Annotated in this window: 16 protein-coding genes; 10 read left to right on the top strand and 6 right to left on the bottom strand. The window is 48.5% G+C overall.

All coding sequences use genetic code 11. The features are described from left to right. Positions 1-1,745: hypothetical protein (locus OEM52_06510; protein MDK9699776.1), on the top strand; the 1,745-nt coding region annotated here is incomplete at its 5' end. A 316-nt stretch (positions 1,746-2,061) separates the two neighbouring features. Beyond that, positions 2,062-4,302 carry a T9SS type A sorting domain-containing protein gene (locus OEM52_06505; protein ID MDK9699775.1) on the top strand — a complete coding sequence of 747 codons (2,241 nt, stop codon included), beginning with the start codon at positions 2,062-2,064 and terminating at the stop codon, positions 4,300-4,302. 360 nt (positions 4,303-4,662) lie between these two features. Here the strand turns inward: OEM52_06505 and OEM52_06500 are convergent, their stop codons facing one another. Further along, complete coding sequence (locus tag OEM52_06500; protein MDK9699774.1) at positions 4,663-5,568, bottom strand: DMT family transporter; 906 nt, start codon at positions 5,566-5,568, stop codon at positions 4,663-4,665. 98 nt (positions 5,569-5,666) lie between these two features. Beyond that, complete coding sequence (locus tag OEM52_06495) at positions 5,667-7,589, bottom strand: oligopeptide transporter, OPT family (GenBank protein ID MDK9699773.1); 1,923 nt, start codon at positions 7,587-7,589, stop codon at positions 5,667-5,669. 580 nt (positions 7,590-8,169) lie between these two features. On the opposite strand from OEM52_06495, the gene OEM52_06490 reads away from it, so the two are divergent. Further along, positions 8,170-9,951: a fibronectin type III domain-containing protein gene (locus tag OEM52_06490; GenBank protein ID MDK9699772.1), complete on the top strand. Its 1,782-nt coding sequence runs from the start codon at positions 8,170-8,172 to the stop codon at positions 9,949-9,951. 459 nt (positions 9,952-10,410) lie between these two features. Here OEM52_06490 and OEM52_06485 read toward each other — a convergent pair whose 3' ends face one another. From OEM52_06485 to OEM52_06475, 3 genes are all read right to left on the bottom strand, one after another. Further along, positions 10,411-11,124 (bottom strand): class I SAM-dependent methyltransferase, encoded by a 714-nt coding sequence (locus tag OEM52_06485; GenBank protein MDK9699771.1) that lies wholly within the window; start codon positions 11,122-11,124, stop codon positions 10,411-10,413. Positions 11,125-11,145: 21 nt separating this feature from the next. After that, the gene (locus OEM52_06480; GenBank protein MDK9699770.1) at positions 11,146-12,318 is read right to left on the bottom strand and encodes an acyl-CoA dehydrogenase family protein; all 1,173 of its coding nucleotides are present in this window, start codon (positions 12,316-12,318) and stop codon (positions 11,146-11,148) included. 151 nt (positions 12,319-12,469) lie between these two features. Beyond that, positions 12,470-13,519 (bottom strand): formylglycine-generating enzyme family protein, encoded by a 1,050-nt coding sequence (locus OEM52_06475; GenBank protein MDK9699769.1) that lies wholly within the window; start codon positions 13,517-13,519, stop codon positions 12,470-12,472. Between the two features lie 277 nt (positions 13,520-13,796). On the opposite strand from OEM52_06475, the gene OEM52_06470 reads away from it, so the two are divergent. From OEM52_06470 to OEM52_06440, 7 genes are all read left to right on the top strand, one after another. After that, positions 13,797-14,744, top strand: coding sequence for a Gfo/Idh/MocA family oxidoreductase (locus OEM52_06470; GenBank protein MDK9699768.1), 948 nt, complete (start codon positions 13,797-13,799; stop codon positions 14,742-14,744). 63 nt (positions 14,745-14,807) lie between these two features. Then, on the top strand, positions 14,808-15,485 hold the full coding sequence (locus OEM52_06465) for an N-acetyltransferase (GenBank protein ID MDK9699767.1): 678 nt from the start codon (positions 14,808-14,810) through the stop codon (positions 15,483-15,485). Positions 15,486-15,533: 48 nt separating this feature from the next. After that, positions 15,534-16,652, top strand: a complete 1,119-nt coding sequence (locus OEM52_06460) for a DegT/DnrJ/EryC1/StrS family aminotransferase (protein ID MDK9699766.1) — start codon at positions 15,534-15,536, stop codon at positions 16,650-16,652. Between the two features lie 90 nt (positions 16,653-16,742). Continuing rightward, positions 16,743-17,792, top strand: a complete 1,050-nt coding sequence (locus OEM52_06455; GenBank protein ID MDK9699765.1) for a hypothetical protein — start codon at positions 16,743-16,745, stop codon at positions 17,790-17,792. Positions 17,793-17,806: 14 nt separating this feature from the next. Then, positions 17,807-18,073 (top strand): acyl carrier protein, encoded by a 267-nt coding sequence (locus OEM52_06450; protein MDK9699764.1) that lies wholly within the window; start codon positions 17,807-17,809, stop codon positions 18,071-18,073. Next, positions 18,054-19,328: an acyl--CoA ligase gene (locus tag OEM52_06445; protein MDK9699763.1), complete on the top strand. Its 1,275-nt coding sequence runs from the start codon at positions 18,054-18,056 to the stop codon at positions 19,326-19,328. The genes OEM52_06450 and OEM52_06445 overlap by 20 nt, the downstream gene beginning before the upstream one ends. A gap of 66 nt (positions 19,329-19,394) precedes the next feature. Then, the gene (locus OEM52_06440) at positions 19,395-20,129 is read left to right on the top strand and encodes an SDR family oxidoreductase (protein ID MDK9699762.1); all 735 of its coding nucleotides are present in this window, start codon (positions 19,395-19,397) and stop codon (positions 20,127-20,129) included. 4 nt (positions 20,130-20,133) lie between these two features. Here OEM52_06440 and OEM52_06435 read toward each other — a convergent pair. Continuing rightward, the coding region (locus tag OEM52_06435; GenBank protein MDK9699761.1) for a T9SS type A sorting domain-containing protein at positions 20,134-21,046 on the bottom strand (913 nt) is incomplete at its 5' end.

Below are 21,046 nucleotides of genomic sequence, written 5' to 3'. Positions count from 1 at the left end.
CGAATGCAGCGCAACGGGCAAGGGAGGCAACAATTGTCCGTAATTATGCCAATGCATTGCCAGCGAATTCGTACTTCGTGTATTGCGGTGATATGAATTTGTATACGTCGTCGGAGGCGGCGTACACAGTGTTTACCGGTTCTCAGACTGATAACGACGGACGCGCTTTCGATCCGCTCCCGGCGGGGAGTTGGAACAACAATGCCAGTTTTGCGCCGATTCATACTCAATCGCCAAGGGTGCGGCAATTTGGCGGCGGCTCGGACGGAGGGATGGACGACCGCTTCGACTTTCTCCTACCATCGTTAGCGTTTAACAATACCACCGGAACCCGCTATCTCACCGGAACAATGATTGCGTTTGGCAACGATGGCAATCACTTCAACGATTCGATTAATAGCCGTCCCAACACAGCAGTACCAGACAGCATTGCCGATGCATTACACTACGGTTCCGATCACATTCCCGTGGTAGCCGATTTTCTATTTGTGCGACCCGGTTCGATTGCGTTGCTCCGTCCGAATGGTGGTGAAGAATATCTCATTAACCGCACTGATACAATCCGCTGGAGCAGCTCTGGTATTACCGGCAATGTCCGGATCGAACTCAATCGCAACTACCCCACCGGAACTTGGGAAACCCTGTTTGCAAACATCGCTAACGATGGAATCGAGTTGTGGAATCCAACCGCTCCGGTTTCCAGTAGTGCGCGAGTACGAATCGTTTCGGTAATAAACAGTGTCTTTGCTGATACTTCGCTGTCCGCATTTACGATCCAACCGATTCCGGTGCTGTATCAATCGGCAACATCGGTTGCTTTTTCCGCGCGAAAACCGCATACCACCGACTCGACAACACTGGTGATTGCCAATGTGAGCAACATCGCGTTTCGCTATGCAACATTGACTGGCGCGAATGGTGGCGCATTTTCCCGGACAGTACTCGATAATGATTCGACTACGCCACCAAACGATTCGCTCCGCATTCGGATTCGATTTACACCAGATTCAATATTGACCTATCGCGATACGTTGCAAATTACGTTTGAGTCACCATATCAAACAGTGATTATTCCCCTCAGTGGTTCCGGGATTGGTTACTATCTTTCATTATCGGAAACGGCTCTTACCTATCCCAATTTGCTGGCAACCAATACCCGCGATTCATTGACTACGGTTTTGCGAGTACAAGGAAATACTTCCGTAACGAATGGGCGTGTCGTCTCATTATCAGGGCAGTTCTCAGCATCATTATCACAATTGCCTACCATGCAGCCCGGTGATTCCTTGACGATACAATTGTTCTATCAACCGAATCAGCAGGGGAATCATAATGGAGAAATTGCAATTATTTCCGATGCTGTAAGCGAAGACACACTTCGCATCGCGCTAACCGGTCGTGCGAGCGATGTTCCTCGAGCGCCGGCAAATCTTACGGCGACAAAGTCAGGGATTAGCATTCAATTGCAATGGTCACGGGTTGATTCTTCAACATTAGGGAATCCGATAGTCGTTGATGGTTACACGTTGCTCTATCGTCATAACATTGCATCGACATGGGAGCCGTTGGAGTATTTTCTACACCCCGATAGCACCAGTTATTTGCATTACGGTGCCGCGAATAGTGGCAGTGGTTTCTATAGCGTAGTAGCATGGATCGAACAACCGAATCCGGAAGTAAATCGATTGCGCCTAACACCGGGTATGATCCCGTTATTACAGGAGACCGTACCACCCAACCGGTAATTGCATTTTATATTTCACGTCGTAGGGGCGGCTGGCAGCCGCCCTATTGTCTTAGGGCGAACACGAGGTTCGCCCATACACTTTGGTAGGGGTCGAATTACAAACCTGAATGAAAGATTTCGATGAGTTTGTGATCCTGCTCTGGAGATACGCAGGATTCAATTCGACCCGGTGCGGCGAACGACGCAAATGTTTCGGAAGAACTTCTACACCCACCATTTTTTTTACATTCATTACCATTTTTCGTTGACAATTGGAAAATCCCTCAATACCTTGTAAACAGAGTTGCTTACAACAGGAACGGGAGGGTTTTGCGATGCGCTCCATCTCCACCAAATCGTTTTCTTTCTACTTTCTTCTTTTTCTTTTCCTTCTAACGACTACTTCGGTATTCGCGCAGGATAGCTCCGGTGTATCGTGTTTGTCGCGGATTACCTTCGACTGGGGTAGCGCGAATTCGGTTACAGTAGAGGGGAATTATGCCTATGTAACTTCCGGTCGAAAAGGGTGCTGGATCGTCGATGTATCCGATTCTTTACATCCTTTTGACGTGGGAGTGATGGATACTCCCGGTTACGCTTGTGGTGTTGCTGTGTCGGGTAACTATGCCTTCATCACCGATAGCAGTTATGGGTTACGTATCTACGATATCTCGAATCCAGTTACTCCAGTGGCAGTGGGGTTTTACGATACACCAGGAATGGCATACAGCGTTGCTGTATCAGACAACTATGCATACGTAGCCGATGGTTTGACGGGTTTACAAGTCATCGATATATCGATACCAGCATCACCACAATTAATAGGAACCTGCGATACCCCCGGTTCTGCGCAATATGTAACTGTTTCAGGAATCTATGCGTATATCGCCGATGGAACGAGCGGATTACGGATCATTGATGTTTCTAACCCAAACAATCCCCAACCGGTAGGATTCTTCACATTAACGTCAATCAATGTTAGACAAGTTGTAGTACAAGACAGTTTTGCCTATCTCGCCGACCAATATGGCTATCTGCGAGTAATTGATGTTTCAAATCCAGCAAATCCTTTTCAACGAAGTGCTTTCATGGAAACCGGTGAAGGCAGTCAAGGAGGTGGCGGAGGTTTCGATAGTCGTTATGTTTTATCACTGAGTGTTGTAAATGCAACTGCATTTATCAGTAGTGCATACTATTCGTTATCTCAATGGCCGACACCGAATTTTTACAATTACTTTATCAGAACGATCAGTGTCGTAAATCCTGATAGTATTTACCAAATTCGCTTTATGAATTACGGCTACTCAGAAGGCAGTCCTTCAAATAGCATAATTATTGATATCGATTTGAATGATGGGGTTGTTTTTGCTGCATCAAGCAGTTTTGGATTGACGTTAAGTGATACATCGCACACAGGAATGTTTGCAAGAAGTCTGTTTGGAAAAACTAAAACTCATGCACTTGTTGGTGATAATCTGTTTTATCAACTCGGGAATTTCATCATGCATGTTAACTTAAATGATATGTCAGCGATTCGTCCACGAAGGATTTGCACAACGGGTTATGAACCACAAACACTCATAGTGACTGATAACACAATTTTCGTTGCTGATGGACATGTGTTTCGAGTTTATTCATATGATGATTCCATGCAAACCCGGGAAATAGGTCATTGTAATACACCAGGAAGTATTTTTAGCATTGCAATTGCAGGTGATCACGCTCTCGTTGCAAACTTCAATTTAGGTGTAAGTATCATTGACATCACCAATCTATCCTTACCAAGTTTGTTATATACTATAGATACACCTGGTTATGCAGTTGATATCGAGCTAAACGAGGAAATCGCATATGTCGCCGACTCAAATGGAGGTGTATTATTCATTTCAACATCCAACCCAGATTCAATGAGGATCATTTCTCAACTGATAGCACCTTTCATGTGTAGAACGATAGGAGTGATCGATACAAACTACTGTGTTGTAGGAACTGATTCAGTGCTTTATATATTGAATGTTCAGAATATCCAACAACCAAGAATCGAAACTCAAGTTCCCTTAAGAGGTAGAGTTGTTGATATTAAGTTGTTTCAAAATTACTTACTGATTGCATGTGGATATGAAGGGATCAGATTGTTCAATATTTCTAATCCAATTCAGCCTCATGAAATCGGTTATTACAATACGTTGGATTATGCTACGACAATTTCAATTCGTGATAGTGTTATTTGTGTGTCTGATTACTCAAATCTTGGTATTTACGATTGTTCGCAAGCGTTAGCAGTAGTGGATCGAGTGGGAACGGAAAATCCGCAAGTATTCGGTCTGAAACCGAATTATCCCAACCCATTCAATGCAACCACCACCATTGAATACACGATTCCGAAAACGGGTAAAGTCGATTTGAAAGTATTCGATGTTTCCGGTCGTGAAGTCGCTACGTTGGTGAATTTCCACCAAAATCCGGGATCGTATCAAGTCAAATTCGATGGAACAACCCTCGCGACCGGTACCTATTTCCTACGGATGCAAGCCGGGGAATTTGTGAAGACACAGAAGATGGTGTTGTTAAAGTAGGTGATGGGCAATAGGCATTGGGTGTTGGGGTAGAGACAGGCGTCCCCGCCTGTAAAGGGTAGAGACAGGCGTCCCCGCCTGTAATGGGTAGGGACAGGTCTCCAGACCTGTAAGAAAGAAGGGGCGACCCAGAGGGTCTGCCCCTACGATACCAAATGAGATTGCTTCGCTTCGCTCGCAATGACACGGACAGACAGGGGCAAAAGAGCGGCTGCCAGCCGCCCCTACGATGTAACATAAGGGCATGCGCGGCACGCCCCTACGGAACGGGCTTGGAAGCCCGTAACCACCCCAAACATAAAATTCAACCGGACGTGGGAGTCCGCCCCTACCCTACACCCTACACCTTACACCCAATACCTAATGACGGCGCTGCACTGGCGGCCGCAGCACTACCATGACTACAGCGAGAATCATGAGTGGGCCGCCGATAAATATCCCCGCCTGCGGAACTTCCTTGAGAATCCACCACGCGAATAGCGTCGAACCAATCGGCTCACCGACCAATGCGATATTGACCGATAGAATCGGGAGGTAGCGCATCGCCCAATTGAAAATACTGTGCCCAATCACCGTCGGAATGAGTCCGAGCGCCACCAGAATCCACCACATCTCAGGCGAGTACGGTCCGAGTGATTGTCCCGTGATGAGACATAGGATGAGCAAACCGAAGGTTGCGACAAAGTAAACGAGTGGTAGGTAGCGGTGGAGCGGTACGCCTAGTCCATGTTCCGGGTGATCCGGCCGTGCTAACCGCGCCGCAAAATTATACGCACCGGCGAGAATTACACCGAGGAACGCCAAAAAATCGCCAAACAAATATTCCGGTGAAAATTGAACATCGCCCCACGTAATAATCGCCGCGCCGAGTACCGTTAATCCCATCGCGACAAAGTGATTGCGATTGAGTCGTTCGTGGAGAAAGAAATGCGCAGCAAAGGCGACCAGCACCGGTTGCAACAGAATGAGGAAGACCGCGGAGGCAACAGTCGTGTGGCGCAGCGAAGTAATCCATGTCGTGAAATGGAGACAGAGAAAAATACCGGCGAGAATGATTAACTTTTTCTGCCGACCGGTGAGTGGTCGGCGTTCGGGATTTTTCCGGTCATGAAAAAAATAGAACGGCGCCCACACCACACTGGCGATGAGCATCCGCCAAAATGCGATGGCAAGCGGTGGTACATCGCCCGCCATCTTGATAAAGACAGCCGCCCATGACAATGCGATGACCGCGCCAAACACCGCCGGATGAACAAACTTCTGCATGTATTTCTATGCTTCTCTTACGAGTACGGGCGAACCTCGTGTTCGCCCTCATCGTTGTTACAACAAACTTGTGGGATACTATTATCCCCGGTTTACCATTATTCGCTCTTACGAGCCGCGCGATAGAGAAATACGCACAATATACCGATGGCGATACACGGCGCGATTTCCGAACCGAAGTGCGCGTGATTCCACGCCAATAAATCGCCAACGCCGCCTGCCGCGATTGCCCAACCGGCACCGGCGTTCTCAAAGCCTTTCTGTAATGCCCAGAGAATACCGCCAATCGCGCCGCCCGCAATGAGTCCGCTTGAGAAAAGCACACCCGGCGATGATTCGTTTTCGCTGGCGGATTTCTTGCCGTTGGTTCGCTTATCGATAAACCAGCGGATTGCGCCGCCCATGAAAATTGGCGTTGAAATTTCCATCGGAAGGTACGCACCAACCGCAAACGGTAACGCTTCGACGCCGCACAATTGCATCGTCGCGCCGAGGAAGAACCCAATCCAAATCAAATCCCACGGTAATTTTTGTTCGAGTACACCACTCACGATGAGCTGCATGAGCTGCGCTTTCGGAGCGGGCAGGTTCTTCGATCCAACGCCAAGCGTGCTATGCAAATAGAGCAGCGTTAACCCGATGACCAGCGAACTGGTCACGATACCGACGACGAGTGATATCTGTTGCGCGCGTGGCGTCGCTCCGACGATGTAACCGGTTTTTAAATCCTGCGAAGTATTGCCGCCGTTGCTTGCCGCGATACAAACTACACCGCCGACGAGGATGGCGACAATGGCGTTTTGATGACCGGTCCAGCCTAATGCGAGAAAGAGCAGCGCGGTAAACATCAGCGTCGTGATTGTCATTCCGGAAATCGGATTCGAGGTGCTGCCGACCAAGCCGGTGATGCGCGACGATACCGTGACGAAAAAGAAACCGAAGAATACAATTAACCCCGCCGCGAGCAGCCGCATTCCAACGCCGCCCGGTATTTGCGGCAGGAGTGCGATAAGCAGAACCAATACGACGATGCCGACTAACGTAACCATAATCGGTAAATCGCGTTCGGTTCGCGGACGGGTGTCGGTCGTTGTCGATGACGATTGGGAAATCTTTCCGCCGGTGAAGTTTTCGCGGAAGGCTGACCAAATAACGGGCAGCGCTTTCATAAGTGTTACAATGCCGCCGAATACCACTGCACCGCCGCCGATGTAACGGATATAGTTCGCCCAGATATCGTCCGGTCCCATTTGTGCGATGGTCATGCCACTCGCCGGCGGGAATACGTCTGGAACACCTTGTCCGAAGAGCTTGATCAACGGAATCAACACGAGCCACGATACGACGCCGCCGGACAACATAAAGCCGGAGATGCGCGGTCCGATGATGTATCCGACGCCAAGCAGTTCCGCCGCCATTTCGCCGCGGATGCTCGCCCCTTTGAACCACTTCGGATTGTATTCGGGAACGGTTTTCCAGAGACTGAAGACTTTCATCAGAATGGTGTACACCAATCCCATCCCCAAGCCGACAAAGACGTGGCGCGCGGTAGTACCGCCCTTCTCACCGGAGATCAAGACTTCGGCGCAGGCGGTGCCTTCGGGATAGGGGAGCACGCCATGCTCTTTCACAATCAATGACCGCCGCAACGGAATCATGAAGAGCGTTCCGAGGATGCCGCCGAGAATGGAGAGCGAGAAGATGGTGAAGTAATCGAGATCGTATCCGAGTAGAATCACGGCGGGCAATGTAAACACAACACCCGCGCCGATAGATTCGCCGGCGGAGGCGACAGTCTGCACGATGTTATTCTCGAGCACGCCCGATTTGCCGAGCCAGCGCAACACCGAAATTGCGAGGACGGCGACGGGAATCGATGCGCTGACGGTCAATCCGATTTTCAATCCGAGATATACCGAAGTCGCCGCGAATACGAAACCGAAGAGTGACCCGATGATGAGAGCCCGAATCGTCAATTCTGGTGGATTCTGTTCCGGCGGGATGTAGGGTTTAAATGACATGTTTTGTAATTCCTAAACCTTGCCAGTTAATGTAAGGAACAAATGCGAAGGATTAACATCATTCCAGCCGTAGTTGCGACATTCTTGTAGCGACTGGCAGTCGGCGTTATACATTTGGGTACAGGCGATTCTCCAGAATTGCTTTCTTTCATACAGGTCGGGAGACCTGTCGGTACCCCGTAGGGGCGGCTGGCAGCCGCCCTTTGTATGCGGCGTTCGTCGCACCGGGTCGAATTGAATCTTGCACATCTCCAGTGCAGGATCACAAATTCATTGGAATCTTTAATTCAGGAATGTAATTCGACCCCTACTCCAAAACGGGCTTGGAAGCCCGTATCCACCCCACCCAACCTGTCATCGCGAGGAGCGGAATGCGCGACCTTGTGCGCATGTAGCAACGTGGCGATCTCAGCAATGGGCGACCCAGAGGGTCTGCCCCTACAAAAAAACTTTATCCCCCAATCCACTTGCTCAGCGAATCGAATTGCTTTACGTTTTACTATCTTTTTTAGTTCGATATAATGTTCATCAAAACGAACCACACCCCAATTCACTTCACCTCAATGCTGGAGGTAGTACCATGAAGTTGCGATTTTCTTTTTTGTTATCAGTACTCCTCGTTTGTGTATTTTCTAATACGCAAGCAAACCCTCCCAGCGTTGATTGGACAGTTACACCAACTCAGTCAGGGGTTCGATTTGATTTTGGTGATTTGATCATCGTCGATTCATCTATTGTTACAATTGCACGAAAGCACATACAATCCCCATTCATCGATAGTACAGTTTTAACAAAGCTTGATATGCAGGGTGATACAATCTGGAGTCGATCATTCAGTAATGGGCAATACGATGTTGGAACCAGTATTCGCCACATTCGGAGTGGTGGTTATATCGCAACTAGTTTTACTGGTGTAAGTAATACTTTTCTGAGAAAACTGAATGAAAATGGCGAGCTCGAATGGATGCGACAGACTGATTTTGGCAACAGATTTGAAGAAGCATCTTCAGGCCAGCTTATTTTTGTTAGGAATAATTATAGTACAATGGATTGGGTTCGAGCAGACTCGATTGGCAATCCGATTTTTATCCGCCGTGAACTTCCATATTCGTTTAAAGATTTTACACCCTTACCTGATGGAAATTTCGCGTTACTAACAAGAGAAATCATTGGAGAAGTAAAGTTAACAAGATTGATCAAGGTAAACAATAATGGTGATTCTCTTTGGTCGAGAGTCTATTCAAACGGATGCGTATTAGAAGGAACGAGAGTCCTCTGCTATGGAAACTCGCTTGTTATCGTAGGTAATATCTCATTATATCAAGTAAATGACTCAACAAATGCCTTCTTAATGAAAACCGATTTGCAAGGAAATGTTATTTGGAATCGTACATATGGAGGGAATAGAGTTGATTCAGGAACTGATGTTATTAAGACATCGGATGGTGGATACCTTGTCGGAGGAGTGACCCTTTCTAACGCCTTAGGAGTTCACGATGGCTATCTCATCCGTACGGACTCATTTGGAGATACCCTTTGGACAGCGACTTATGGTACTTCTGATATCGACTATGTTCAACGAGTAGCTCAAGCTCCTGATAACAGTTTTATCATTGGTGGTAATTGGTCATTTTATAACAACACCGGCACTATCTGGGTGATGAAACATGTGCCAGAACAACTCAATGTTATTCCTTTACAAAATTCGATTAATTTTCCGAGAACTGTTGAACCAACAAAGTATGATTCTTTGAGAATGTCATTTCGTTTTAGTGGTAACCGCTTGGTGTCGGGATTATTTCTTGTTGAAAATGATCCATTCTATTTTGGTTCTACAGATGTTCAATCAATTAGACCAGATGACACTTTACATCTGTGGGTCTATTTCTACCCTCTAAGTTCGGGGTTGTATGAACGAGAAATTCAGATTGTGTTTGATGTGGGTCGTTTAGATACAATTCGTGTTCCCGTTCGCGGAATATCTTCTTTAGTTCCCTCTCCCCCAACAGGCTTGACGATTTCCATGCAGGGAGAAAATTCGAATTTATCGTGGGCACGAGTCGATACTTCGTTGGGTGGAGTGCCCATCACGATTTCACGCTACTTGATTTTCTTCCGCAATCAAGGAAATATCCCGTGGCAATTTCTAAATGCAACGGTGGGTGCCGGTGCCACAAGTTACACGCATCCCTTTGTCGTGACACATAGTCCTGCAATGTTTTATGAAGTTAGGGCATGGATCGGCGATGGCGATGCGTTCGATCGGATAGTGAGAGAGCTTCCGATTGGGACATCGGAAGAAGTAGTATTGCGGCGATTAGGCGGGCGAGTTTCCCGACCCATAATGAAGAGAGTAGAGTAGGGGTCGAATTTTATTGTGGTGGTTACGGGCTTCCAAGCCCGTCCGTAGGGGCTGACCCTCTGGGTCGCCCTTTTTGGTGGACAGACTTTTCTGTGGTCTGTCCTACAGTGTAGGGGTCGAATTAAATTCGACCCGGAGACGATGCGGGCGAACATGGGAGTCCGCCCCTACCCCAAACACGTAGTGGTGGTAGAGGATTCCAATCCTGTCTTCGCTGTTTCTGTTCCAAATGTACAGGTCTGGAGACCTGTAACCACCATAAAAAAGGGCGAACACAAGGTTCGCCCCTACCCATCACCCGCACTTATTTGGGTACTGGCGATTCTCCAGAATTGCATTTTTTTTATACAGGTCTGGAGACCGTCGGTACCCATCCGCACGGTATACAGGCGAGGATGCCTGTCCCTACCATTGACGGGCGGACCTGGGAGTCCGCCCCTATCCTTAGGCAACACAATTTTATGCGAAATCTACTACCAACAGCAATACATCTCCGGCATAGGCGCACAACCCGTCCGAGACGGTGTACCGTTCGAGGCGGGCATTCGGGATGTTGACTCGATTGAGGAAATCTTCGTTCTTCGGGAAGAAGTGGAGGTGATAATCCTGCGTATAGGGGAGGTACTCTTGCGACGGGACCAGCAGGATCAGACGCTGTTTACAGACGCGCTGCAACTCCGACACCGCCGCTCCGAATTGCTTTACATGTTCCAGCGTATGCGCTGAAACCACTACATCGAATTCTTTGTCGCAATACGGTAGTTTTTCGAGGAATGCCGTTTGCAGATTGACAGCGTTCCCTAACCGTTCTCGCGCCTTGCGAATCGCCGTTTCCGATAAATCCACCCCCGACAAAATCCGACCTTTTCCCAAGAGGTGGGCAAGGAGATACCCGTCGCCACACCCGGCATCGAGCAGAGTAACATTTTCCGGAACCAGCGCTTCGATTTTCGTTAGGTCGAGTGGGGAAAGGTCTTGTTGCGACCAATGTTCCCACGAAACGTTATAGACTTTTTTCCATGTCTCGTCGTCGGCGTTCGTTGCGGTTTTCTTCCAATCGAGTTCAAACCAATCGCCATAGATGCTGGCGATTTTACCCCGCGACACCACCCGGTTATACAGGTGGTGTAGCAGTTTCGGAATAATCCGTTTCAATGTTTGTTTGAAGCTCACGTTCACATGGTTCGCGACGGACTAAGCATACGCCGCAATACCGGTCACCCACTCGCCGAGTACGAGGGTATGAATTTCGTGGGTCCCTTCGTAGGTCAATACCGACTCAAGATTTGCCGCGTGACGCATCGAAACATACTCGTCGAGGATGCCGTTCGCGCCGAGAATCGTTCGGGCGGAACGGGCGATTTCCAACGCTTTCACGACATTATTCCGTTTGGCAAGCGAGACGTGATGCGGTTTCATTACTCCGTGTTCCTTGAGCCGTCCCAACTGAATCTGGAGCAATTGCATCGCGGTAATTTCCGTTACCATATCCGCTAATTTTGCTTGTGTCAATTGGAAGGTGCCAATCGGTTTGCCGAATTGAATGCGTGATTTTGAGTATTTGCGCACTTCGTCGAAACACGCCATCGCCGCACCGGTCGCCCCGAAGGCGATCCCGTACCGCGCTTGCGTCAAACAGGAGAGCGGGCCCTTCAACCCCTGTGTATTGGGTAGAATGTTCGCTTTTGGCACTTCGACATGATCCATCACAATTTCGCCGGTCGCCGATGCCCACAACGAAAGCTTCCCGGTCATTTCGGGAGCGGTCAATCCCTTCATCCCCTTTTCGAGAATGAATCCGCGTACTACGCCATCGAGTTTTGCCCATACGATAAACACATCCGCCATTGGACTATTGGTAATCCACATCTTCGCACCGTGTACGAGATAGTGATCCCCCTTGTCTTCGGCGCGGGTAATCATACTGCCGGGATCGCTGCCGTGATCAGGTTCGGTAAGTCCAAAGCAACCGATTTTTTCGCCGGTTGCTAACTTGGGAAGCCAATAACTCTTCTGTTCCTCGGAGCCATAGGCAAATATCGGATACATTACAAGACCCGACTGTACCGAAGAGAAACTGCGCAATCCGCTGTCGCCCCGTTCGAGTTCCTGATTGATGAGACCGTAAGCGACTTCGGAAACGGCGGCGCAACCGTATTTTTCCGGTAAATTTGCCCCGAGCAGACCCATCTCACCCAATTGGGGAATCACTTCGGTCGGGAAGGTGCCCGCTTGGACGTGTTTCCGGATAATTGGGACATACTCGCGCTCCACCCACTCGCGAACCATATCGCGGATCGAGCGTTCCTCATCGGTTAACAGAAAATCGCTGTCGTAAAAATCAACCCCTTCGTAAACTTCCGGCATGTTCTCCTCACCTGGTGTTATTGACTTGTTAATCGACCTGTGATTAAGTACCGGAATATAGTACGAGGTTCTTGCCGTAACGAATAAACAACGGGTGAAAACAGTAAAGGCGGAGTACTACTCCGCCTCGGTGATCAAACGAATTTCGTTGTTACAGGTTTCGGACTAACCGGAAACCGCCGGCCTGATTTCGATTGCCCGGCAATCGTCGATAACGATCATAATTCAAGAAAAACTGTTTGGTTAGTGGATTACCACCTCTTAGCAGACTGCTACCTCGGACTACCCGTTCGGTACCGGTTACCGATCCTGTTGGATTCACTTTCGCGTCGGCCGTGTAAGGACCATACCAATCCCAAACCCATTCTTCAGCATTTCCAGTCATATCCATGTGTCCGAAGTATCCCACCCCTGAGCCAAACGGGCTATTATGTGGTCGGAATCTTCCAATCGGTCCGTAAGTGATTCGGGTACGAAAACTGCTGTTCATCGTGTATTGTACTGCATCAACTGCACCGAACGCAGCTCGAGGAATATTCATCACTTCGTCGTATATCGGATCGTTTCCCCACGAAAAAATGTAGTTACGGTCAGCCCCGCCACGGGCAACATACTCCCATTCCGCTTCGGTAGGAAGTCGGTAGCCGTTCTTACTTCGATCCCATCGGATACGATTCGCGCCGGCAGAATCGTAAATGGTATACACCTCATCGAGCCTTTCCAACCGGGAGCGCCAATTCGCATAATAAACTGCACCCCACCACGATACCGGTTGAACTGCGTAATTACCCATCGAATCAACCTCATACCATGGGTATTGACCGGAGGAAGGTAACTGAAGAAATTCGCGTGGACGAAGCGTGTCGTCTGGATTAGCGGCGTTTACATATGTTTTAAAGGCCAGATTTGTAACTTCAAATTTATCCATCCAAAAACCAGAGACAGTTACTTGACTGACCGGACGAGTCATTGAAACACTATATGGTTCTGTTTCGCCATTTTGCCATCCCATTGTGAATGTTCCACTGGGAACTTGTATCTGTTCACCATACTGCAGACCGTCGTTGCCTGCATTTTCCGGCCAGCGCCATTCACCGGGGTTACGATCTTCGTTCGGGTCGATGGGATCGCTCGAATCACTGCAGCCAATGAACAGAAAGGATAACAGTGTGAGTCCAAATGTTATGAAAATCAATCGCATGTTGTACCTTGTTGGATTTAATCAGTAGTAGAGTAAGGCATTCCAGTCGGATATGCAAGATGATTCATGGATTCTACATACTTTCCTGTTTCATTTGAATAAATGTCAATGGGTTGCCCACAGCTTGAAGCAAATCGATCATCAACCTATTGCATGACGTTTGTACACACAGTAGCTTTGCTCGTGTTCACTGTGATGTTAATGTATACTTCCCCCGGAGTTGTATAGAGGGGGAGGTGAGTGTACATTGAGCCTTTTTCAAGATTGGAACAAGAGCATGAAGAACTTTGCCGTGATCGGGACTGCGGGTTATATCGCCCCGCGGCACCTGAAAGCGATTCAAGATACTGGCAACCGGTTAGTGGCTGCAGTAGACCCTCACGATTCGGTTGGGTTGTTGGATCGGTATTCGCGGGATGCCCGTTTCTTTACGGAAATTGAGCGCTTTGACCGTTTTGTCGAGAAACTTCGCCACTCCGACGATGAACGAAAATTGGATTATGTCAGTATTTGTTCGCCGAATTACTTGCATGACGCCCATTGTCGATTGGCTTTGCGTATCGGCGCAAGTGCGATTTGCGAAAAACCGCTGGTAATCAACCCTTGGAATTTGGATCAACTTCAGCAAATTGAACATGATACCGGCGGCAGGGTTCATACTGTTCTCCAGTTACGGCTTCACCCGCATTTGATAGCTTTGAAGAAAGAGTTGGATGCCAAACGAACTAACACGAAACACAACGTTGAACTAACCTATATCACACCTCGCGGACGTTGGTATTTATCGTCGTGGAAGGGAATGCAAGATAAATCGGGAGGGCTTGCTACCAATATCGGAATTCATCTCTTCGACCTTTTGATGTGGTTGTTCGGTGCGGAAGAAAGCTGCAAATTGCATTATAGTTCACCACAGAAAATGGCGGGAACAGTCGAATTTAAAAATGCGAACGTCACCTGGTTTCTATCGGTCGACGCCAACGATCTCCCCACGGAACAGGATCGTATCGCGAACAAGGCATACCGTTCCATCTTGATCGATGGCGAAGCGGTCGAATTTTCTGAAGGATTCACCGATCTCCATACCCGGGTCTACGAAGACATCATGAGTACCGGCGGCTTCGGAATCGAAGATGCTCGCTCCTCGATAGAACTGGTCTATCATTTACGACAACAAACCGCGACCCCGTCACCCGACTGCCATCCGATGGTGCGAGGATTGTCCTGATGGTTTCCCGATTGGGAATGTAGCAAAACAAGCAACACTTTGGAGAAGAAAAGAGAGCATACCATGTCCGAAGAAAAAAAATACTATGTTCACCCAACCGCGATGGTGGATGAACCGGTCGAAATCGGTGAAGGAACGAAAATCTGGCATTTCAGCCATGTCATGAAAAACGCAAAGATTGGGAAGAATTGCGTATTCGGGCAGAACTGCAACATCGACGGCGGTGTCGTCATCGGTAACAACGTCAAGGTGCAAAACAACGTATCCATCTATACCGGTCTGGTAATCGAGGACGATGTGTTCCTCGGACCGTCGTGTGTTCTTACGAATGTGACCAATCCCCGCTCGCAAGTTTATCGTCACACGTTGTATGAAAAGACCTTGTTGCAGCGTGGTTGTTCGATTGGGGCGAATGCAACAATCGTTTGCGGTATTTCGCTCGGGCGGTATTGCTTCATCGGAGCTGGAACCGTTATTACCAAGAGCGTTCCCGATTACGCGTTAATGCTGGGGAATCCGGGAAAACAACGCGGTTGGGTCAGCCGCCATGGCTTACCGCTCAAGAATCCGAGTTCCGATGGCATTTATGTATGTCCCGAAAGCGGATTCCGTTACAAAGAAGTCGAGCCGGGTGTATTGCGTTGCTTAGACCTTGATGAAGATGCGCCCCTTCCGGAAGAGAAGCGGATCGGTAATATTTATTATGACGATATCGTCCATCCCGGCGAACGTCTCCAGTAATGATCTCTTATAGACGGCGAAGCGATTCGCCACGGTTAAAGGAATTCGATGCACGTTCCACTACTTGACTTGAAAGCGCAATATGCGCCGATTAAGTCGGATGTCGATCACGCGGTCGCCGAAGTTTTTGCGTCGCAGATGTTTATCAACGGTCCGCAGGTAAAAGCTTGCGAACAAGCGATTGCCGAGTATTGCCAAACTCCCTACGCTACTGGAGTATCTTCCGGTTCCGACGCCTTGATTTTAGTACTGATGGCGGAAAAAATCGGCGCCGGTGATGAAGTGATTACCCCCGCCTATTCGTTCTTTGCGACTGCAGGAGCGGTGAGCCGGGTCGGCGCAAAACCGGTGTTTGTTGATATCGATCCCCGTACCTACAACATTGATCCAGCCGCAATCGAAGCAGCGATTACACCTCGAACAAAAGCGATTATTCCAGTGCATCTTTTTGGCCAAATGGCAGATATGGACGCCATCATGGCAATCGCCGAAAAACACAATTTAATTGTGATTGAGGATTCCGCCCAGTCGATTGGCGCGGAGTACAAAGGGAAGCGCTCCGGTTCAATCGGTCATTACGGCTGTTATAGTTTCTTCCCCTCGAAGAATCTCGGTTGTGCTGGTGATGGTGGTATTGTTTCGACAAACACAGCCGAACGCGATGAGATGCTAAAGACCTTCCGGAATCACGGCGCAAAAATCAAGTACCATCATATTTTTGTCGGCGGCAACTTCCGGCTTGACACCATTCACGCTGCTGTCGTTTTGGCGAAATTGCCCCATCTCGAAAGTTGGCACATTGGACGACAGCAAAATGCCAAGCGATATCGCAAGTTGTTTGAGCAGGCAGGCGTGGTTGGAAAAGGAGTAATCTCCCTTCCGTTTGAAATCGAATCACGTCACATCTACAACCAGTTTGTGATTCGAGTGGAACGCCGTGATGAGTTAATGGCATTCTTAAAGGCGAACGATATCGGCTGTGAAGTCTATTATCCATTCGCGTTTCATGAGTTAGAGTGTTTTGCTCCGCTTGGTTATCAGCCGGGTGACTTTCCTCAGAGCGAAGCGGCGGCGCGGGAAACTCTGGCGATTCCGATTTATCCGGAGTTATCGGCCGAACAGCAAGAATACGTGGTCGACACGATTGCCCGATTTTACCGGGTGTAACATCCAGCATATTTCTGAGATAAAGAATCGGATGAGAGAAATGAGAGCGCAGGCAGAATTGTCTGCGTTCTTTTCTGAAAGTGAGATAGGTTGAATCTGCTCGTTAAAAGAGGACCTTTAAGCGACAAAGAGCTGTTAGCGATTGGTGCAACCTATGGCACTATCGATGAACGGTATGCTTCTGTCGAATTTTGCCGAATCCTGTTTAACGAAAATCCAATCGGGTATTCGTTTCATGTTTTTGTTCTGAACGATACCGCTCAAATCGTAGGACACTACGCTGTAATCCCGATTCGAATTACAATCAATAAAAGACTTGCACTTTCCGGAAAAGGAGAAGCGCTTTATCTTGCCGATGAGTACCGGAATTCGGTGGTTGAGTATTGCAATTCCACAATTCCTACCGGTATTGCATTAATGAATGCGGCGCACGATTTCGCGATGGCAAGCGGCATTACGGTCTTGCATAACATTACCCGCTCAGATGTCGGTATTATTCAGCGCATTGCGGGATTTCGTCATCTGCAAATTTCCCGTGACGCCTACTATTATATTATCGATGCAAGTCGAGTGAATTCGTTTCAAGTATCGGCAAAATTGAAATTGGCAGGCAAACTGCTGCAAGTGGGAAATCAAACATTATACCGTTTAGCCCGTCTGCGGCTTGGAAGGAAGACGACTCAGTCGATCCAAGTGTTACCGGGGATCCAGCCCGATGCAGATCGGCAAGTGGGGTTATCCGAGGAGAGTGACCCACGTTGGCGAGTTTCCTCCGATAAGGAAACGGTTCGCTGGTATGAGCAATTGGGCACGTTCAATTCTTATCTTTCACCGGATGGTTGCCGGATGATAACCCGAAGTCTGCGCGGGCACGCCTTTGTCGCAGTTTGGCCTTACGGTGATTCAATTCGATTCCAGCGGGCATTGTTGCTCAGTGCGATTCAGAATGCAATCGATACGAAGCAAATTTCATTTTCGATACCGACAGCAACGGTAAAAAAACATGAATCGTTGGAAATCTGTACAAAGCGGCTGGGATTTGTAATGCGTTCAGTGGTAACGAATCTCTATGTGAAATCGGATGATCCGTTCTTTAGCGAAGCATCGAACATACATTACGACACATTCTTCAATTTGTGATTGCAGGAGTTTTTATGGCAATGGTCAATCGAGCGGTAATTCTCGATACCATGGCGAAAATCATCGAACGCCGCGAACAAAAAAAACTTGTTCTCACCGACGAGATAAAACTGGCGAATATTGGATTCCGCTCCCTCGATTTCTCGGAATTGGCGATTCGGGTTGAGCAAGCCGCCGGTTGCATGTTGAACTTTGATGCAGCGCCGCTCCGAAGTATTACTACGGTCAAAGATGTCGTTGAATTCTTCACGGCGATTCAAAATGCCTCCTCGTCAAAATGACAACTTAGTGATTCATCAGCATTCGGAATACCGGATTGCTGATTTGGCGCACCGCTACGAATCTCGCTATCCGTGGAAATTGCAGTCGCCCGTTGCACTAATTTTATCGGATGAACTTGAGTGTGTCGCTGCTGCCGCATGGCTCGCAGGAACGGGAATCGACGCGCTATTGCTGCCCGAAGAGCGATATACGCCAGCATTACATGAACTGCTGTTGGAAAGCGGGTATGTGATAGAACTGAAGCACTCACATACCGAACCGCGGGTCGCAACTCCCCTGCAACCGAATCGAATAACTCTACTTACATCCGGAACCGTCGGCATGCCAAAGCTCATTCCACACACGTGGGATACGCTGTTTACTCTCCATCGCACAAAAAAACGGATTGAACCAAACAATTGGCTGGTTTCCTATCAACCGGGTACTTACGCTTGGTATCAGTTAATAACGATGGGGCTTTTTGTTCCCGAACAAACATTAACGATTTCCAACTCGCGCGATCCGTTCGACCAATTCCGGGTGGCAATCGCCTCCAACGTAACTGCAGTTTCCGCGACCCCGACTTTCTGGCGGTATCTCTTGATGCGGTTTACCGACCATGAATTGAAGAAACTGAAGTTGCGGCAAATTACTTTAGGTGGGGAGCGGGTCGATCAAGCGATACTACATCAAGTAAGCAAGCTGTTTCCCAATGCCCGGATTACCCATATTTACGCATCTACCGAGGTTGGTGTCGGGATTGTTGTCCATGATGGAATGGCAGGCTTTCCCGCCGATTGGATTACGACGAAAGAAGACACATCACAATATGATTCGGATAACTCAGCGCCCCGCTTGAAGATTGCCGACGATATTTTGTGGGTGATGTCGAAAAATGCAATGAGTAATGCAACCGGCTGGATCAACACTGGTGATGTTACGCGACGGGTTGGTGATCGTATCGAGATTATTGGCAGGGCAGGCAGTGAATTAATTAATGTCGGCGGCGCGAAAGTAATCCCAGGCGAAATTGAACAACTTCTGTTATCCCATCCCGATGTCCTATGGTGTCGAGTGTTTGGCAGGCGCGCCCCGTTAGTGGGCGAGTTGGTTGTAGTCGAGTTGGTGCTACGCAAAGGTTCAGCAGTAAGGGAAAACGACTTGATCGAGTATTTAAACGGCAGGGTCGCCAGTTATGCGATACCCCGGCTCTGGAGTTTTCTCGAGGAAATTCCACTAACAGCAAACTTGAAAACAGCTCAACAACACCATTAATTTCGATGCATACTGATAAGTAGCGGTAAGTACGTTGGCAAAACAGACAAGTAAGGGGGAAAAACCGTGACGATTCCACAAGGGGTTATTCTGATTAGTGGCGGGTCGCGCGGTCTTGGTCTTGCGATGACCCAACGTCTCCTATCGCACGGTGCAAAGATCGCCTCGTTCGCCCGAACCGAAACTGCAGCAGTGGCAGCTCTGCGTAAACAGTATCCAGAAAATTACTGGTTTGAACCGTTGGATATGCTCGATACCGAAAAATTGGAAGCATTTGTCAACGATGCCGCCCAACGATTTGGTGAAATCTTTGCATTGGTCAACAATGCGGCGATTGGACAGGATCATTTCTTGGTTCACATGTCGTCAGACATGATTCGCGACATTCTTGCTATAAACCTTCAACAGCCGATTCTTCTGACCAAAGCTGTACTCAAAAAAATGTTACTGAATGAAAACGGCGGTCGAATCGTAAATGTCTCTTCGATCTGTGGTTCTCGTGGCTATACAGGATTGTCGGTGTACTCGACAACGAAAGCGGGATTGGATGCCCTTACCCGCTCACTCGCGCGTGAAGTGGGCGCTCGGAATATTCTGATAAACTCGATTGCCCCCGGTTTTTTTCTCTCGGAAATGTCATCGGTACTGGCATCAAATCAGATCGATGCCATCCGTCGCCGCACTCCCACCGAACAACTGAGCGATGTGGGAGATGTACTCCCCGTCCTTGAAATGCTATTGTTCGAGAATACGAACATTACTGGACAGACCCTCTTTGTCGATGGTGGTGCTTCCAATTAAACACCTATCGCACCAGTAGTACTTTGCGCTGAGTAGAGAATCCTCTGCTTGCGAGTTTCAGTACATACAACCCGGTAGGTAATTTATCTGCATTTACTGAAATCGATGTCAATCGATTGGTTGTCATTCCGGTATAAATCTCTTTGACCAACGCCCCTTGGATGTTATACAATCCAATCCGGACAATATCTGCTTTCGCAAGTTGATAACGGATTGTGAATTGGCCGTTGAATGGATTGGGGTACGAATGTAAGAGCGCAAACCCTTTGATCGTTTGTGGCGTTTGATCAATTGCCGAGAATTCACGAAGTACTCGGGCATCGCCGTCTTGATCGATTTGCGATAATCGGTACATTAGACCGTCGCTCAAACTTGCTGCCGCATCGGTGAATTGATAAGAAAGGGGAGTGCTGCTATTACCATTGGCTGCCCGACTCGGCAAGACAGCAATTGGAAAATAGTCAACCCCGGTGGTTTTACGGTCTAACCGGAATTCGCGGTTCGAGTGTTCCGACTCGGTACGCCACTGTATCAATACGCGACCCATTTCCCAATAAGCGGAAAGCGAACTCAATTCGACTGGCAACATGCTACCCGATCCCAGCGCCCAAAGAGAAAATCCGGTAACATGTAAAACCCGCGCCCGGTATAAATTGGGACTACCCGCTTGGATGAGGGTCACCTCGGCATTGTAGACATGTTCAACTGCACCAGTCACCGGATGGTAACTACCAGCATTCAATGTGGGAGGCGGCGGAATTAGTCCGGCGGGTAAATCGTCTTCGGTAAAGTAGAGATCGAGTGTCGCGTCGAATCCATCTCCGCCAGTCGTTTCGATATTCCAGAACTTCGCAATTGTTGTTGATGGCGGAATAAACTCTGCCGGTACAATTGGTGGAGCGCTTGTTCGATAGGAA

It is taken from the genome of bacterium (assembly GCA_030247525.1).
Classification (GTDB): Bacteria; Electryoneota; JAOADG01; order JAOADG01; family JAOADG01; genus JAOTSC01.
This window is presented reverse-complemented; position numbering and strand designations above follow the sequence as displayed.

Excerpts from the sequence above, each read along its gene's own strand:
- OEM52_06505 (MDK9699775.1), top strand. The coding sequence starts at position 2,062 with ATGCGCTCCATCTCCACCAAATCGTTTTCTTTCTACTTTCTTCTTTTT.
- OEM52_06500 (MDK9699774.1), bottom strand. The coding sequence starts at position 5,568 with ATGCAGAAGTTTGTTCATCCGGCGGTGTTTGGCGCGGTCATCGCATTG.
- OEM52_06495 (MDK9699773.1), bottom strand. The coding sequence starts at position 7,589 with ATGTCATTTAAACCCTACATCCCGCCGGAACAGAATCCACCAGAATTG.
- OEM52_06490 (MDK9699772.1), top strand. The coding sequence starts at position 8,170 with ATGAAGTTGCGATTTTCTTTTTTGTTATCAGTACTCCTCGTTTGTGTA.
- OEM52_06480 (MDK9699770.1), bottom strand. The coding sequence starts at position 12,318 with ATGCCGGAAGTTTACGAAGGGGTTGATTTTTACGACAGCGATTTTCTG.
- OEM52_06475 (MDK9699769.1), bottom strand. The coding sequence starts at position 13,519 with ATGCGATTGATTTTCATAACATTTGGACTCACACTGTTATCCTTTCTG.
- OEM52_06470 (MDK9699768.1), top strand. The coding sequence starts at position 13,797 with ATGAAGAACTTTGCCGTGATCGGGACTGCGGGTTATATCGCCCCGCGG.
- OEM52_06465 (MDK9699767.1), top strand. The coding sequence starts at position 14,808 with ATGTCCGAAGAAAAAAAATACTATGTTCACCCAACCGCGATGGTGGAT.
- OEM52_06460 (MDK9699766.1), top strand. The coding sequence starts at position 15,534 with ATGCACGTTCCACTACTTGACTTGAAAGCGCAATATGCGCCGATTAAG.
- OEM52_06450 (MDK9699764.1), top strand. The coding sequence starts at position 17,807 with ATGGCAATGGTCAATCGAGCGGTAATTCTCGATACCATGGCGAAAATC.
- OEM52_06445 (MDK9699763.1), top strand. The coding sequence starts at position 18,054 with ATGCCTCCTCGTCAAAATGACAACTTAGTGATTCATCAGCATTCGGAA.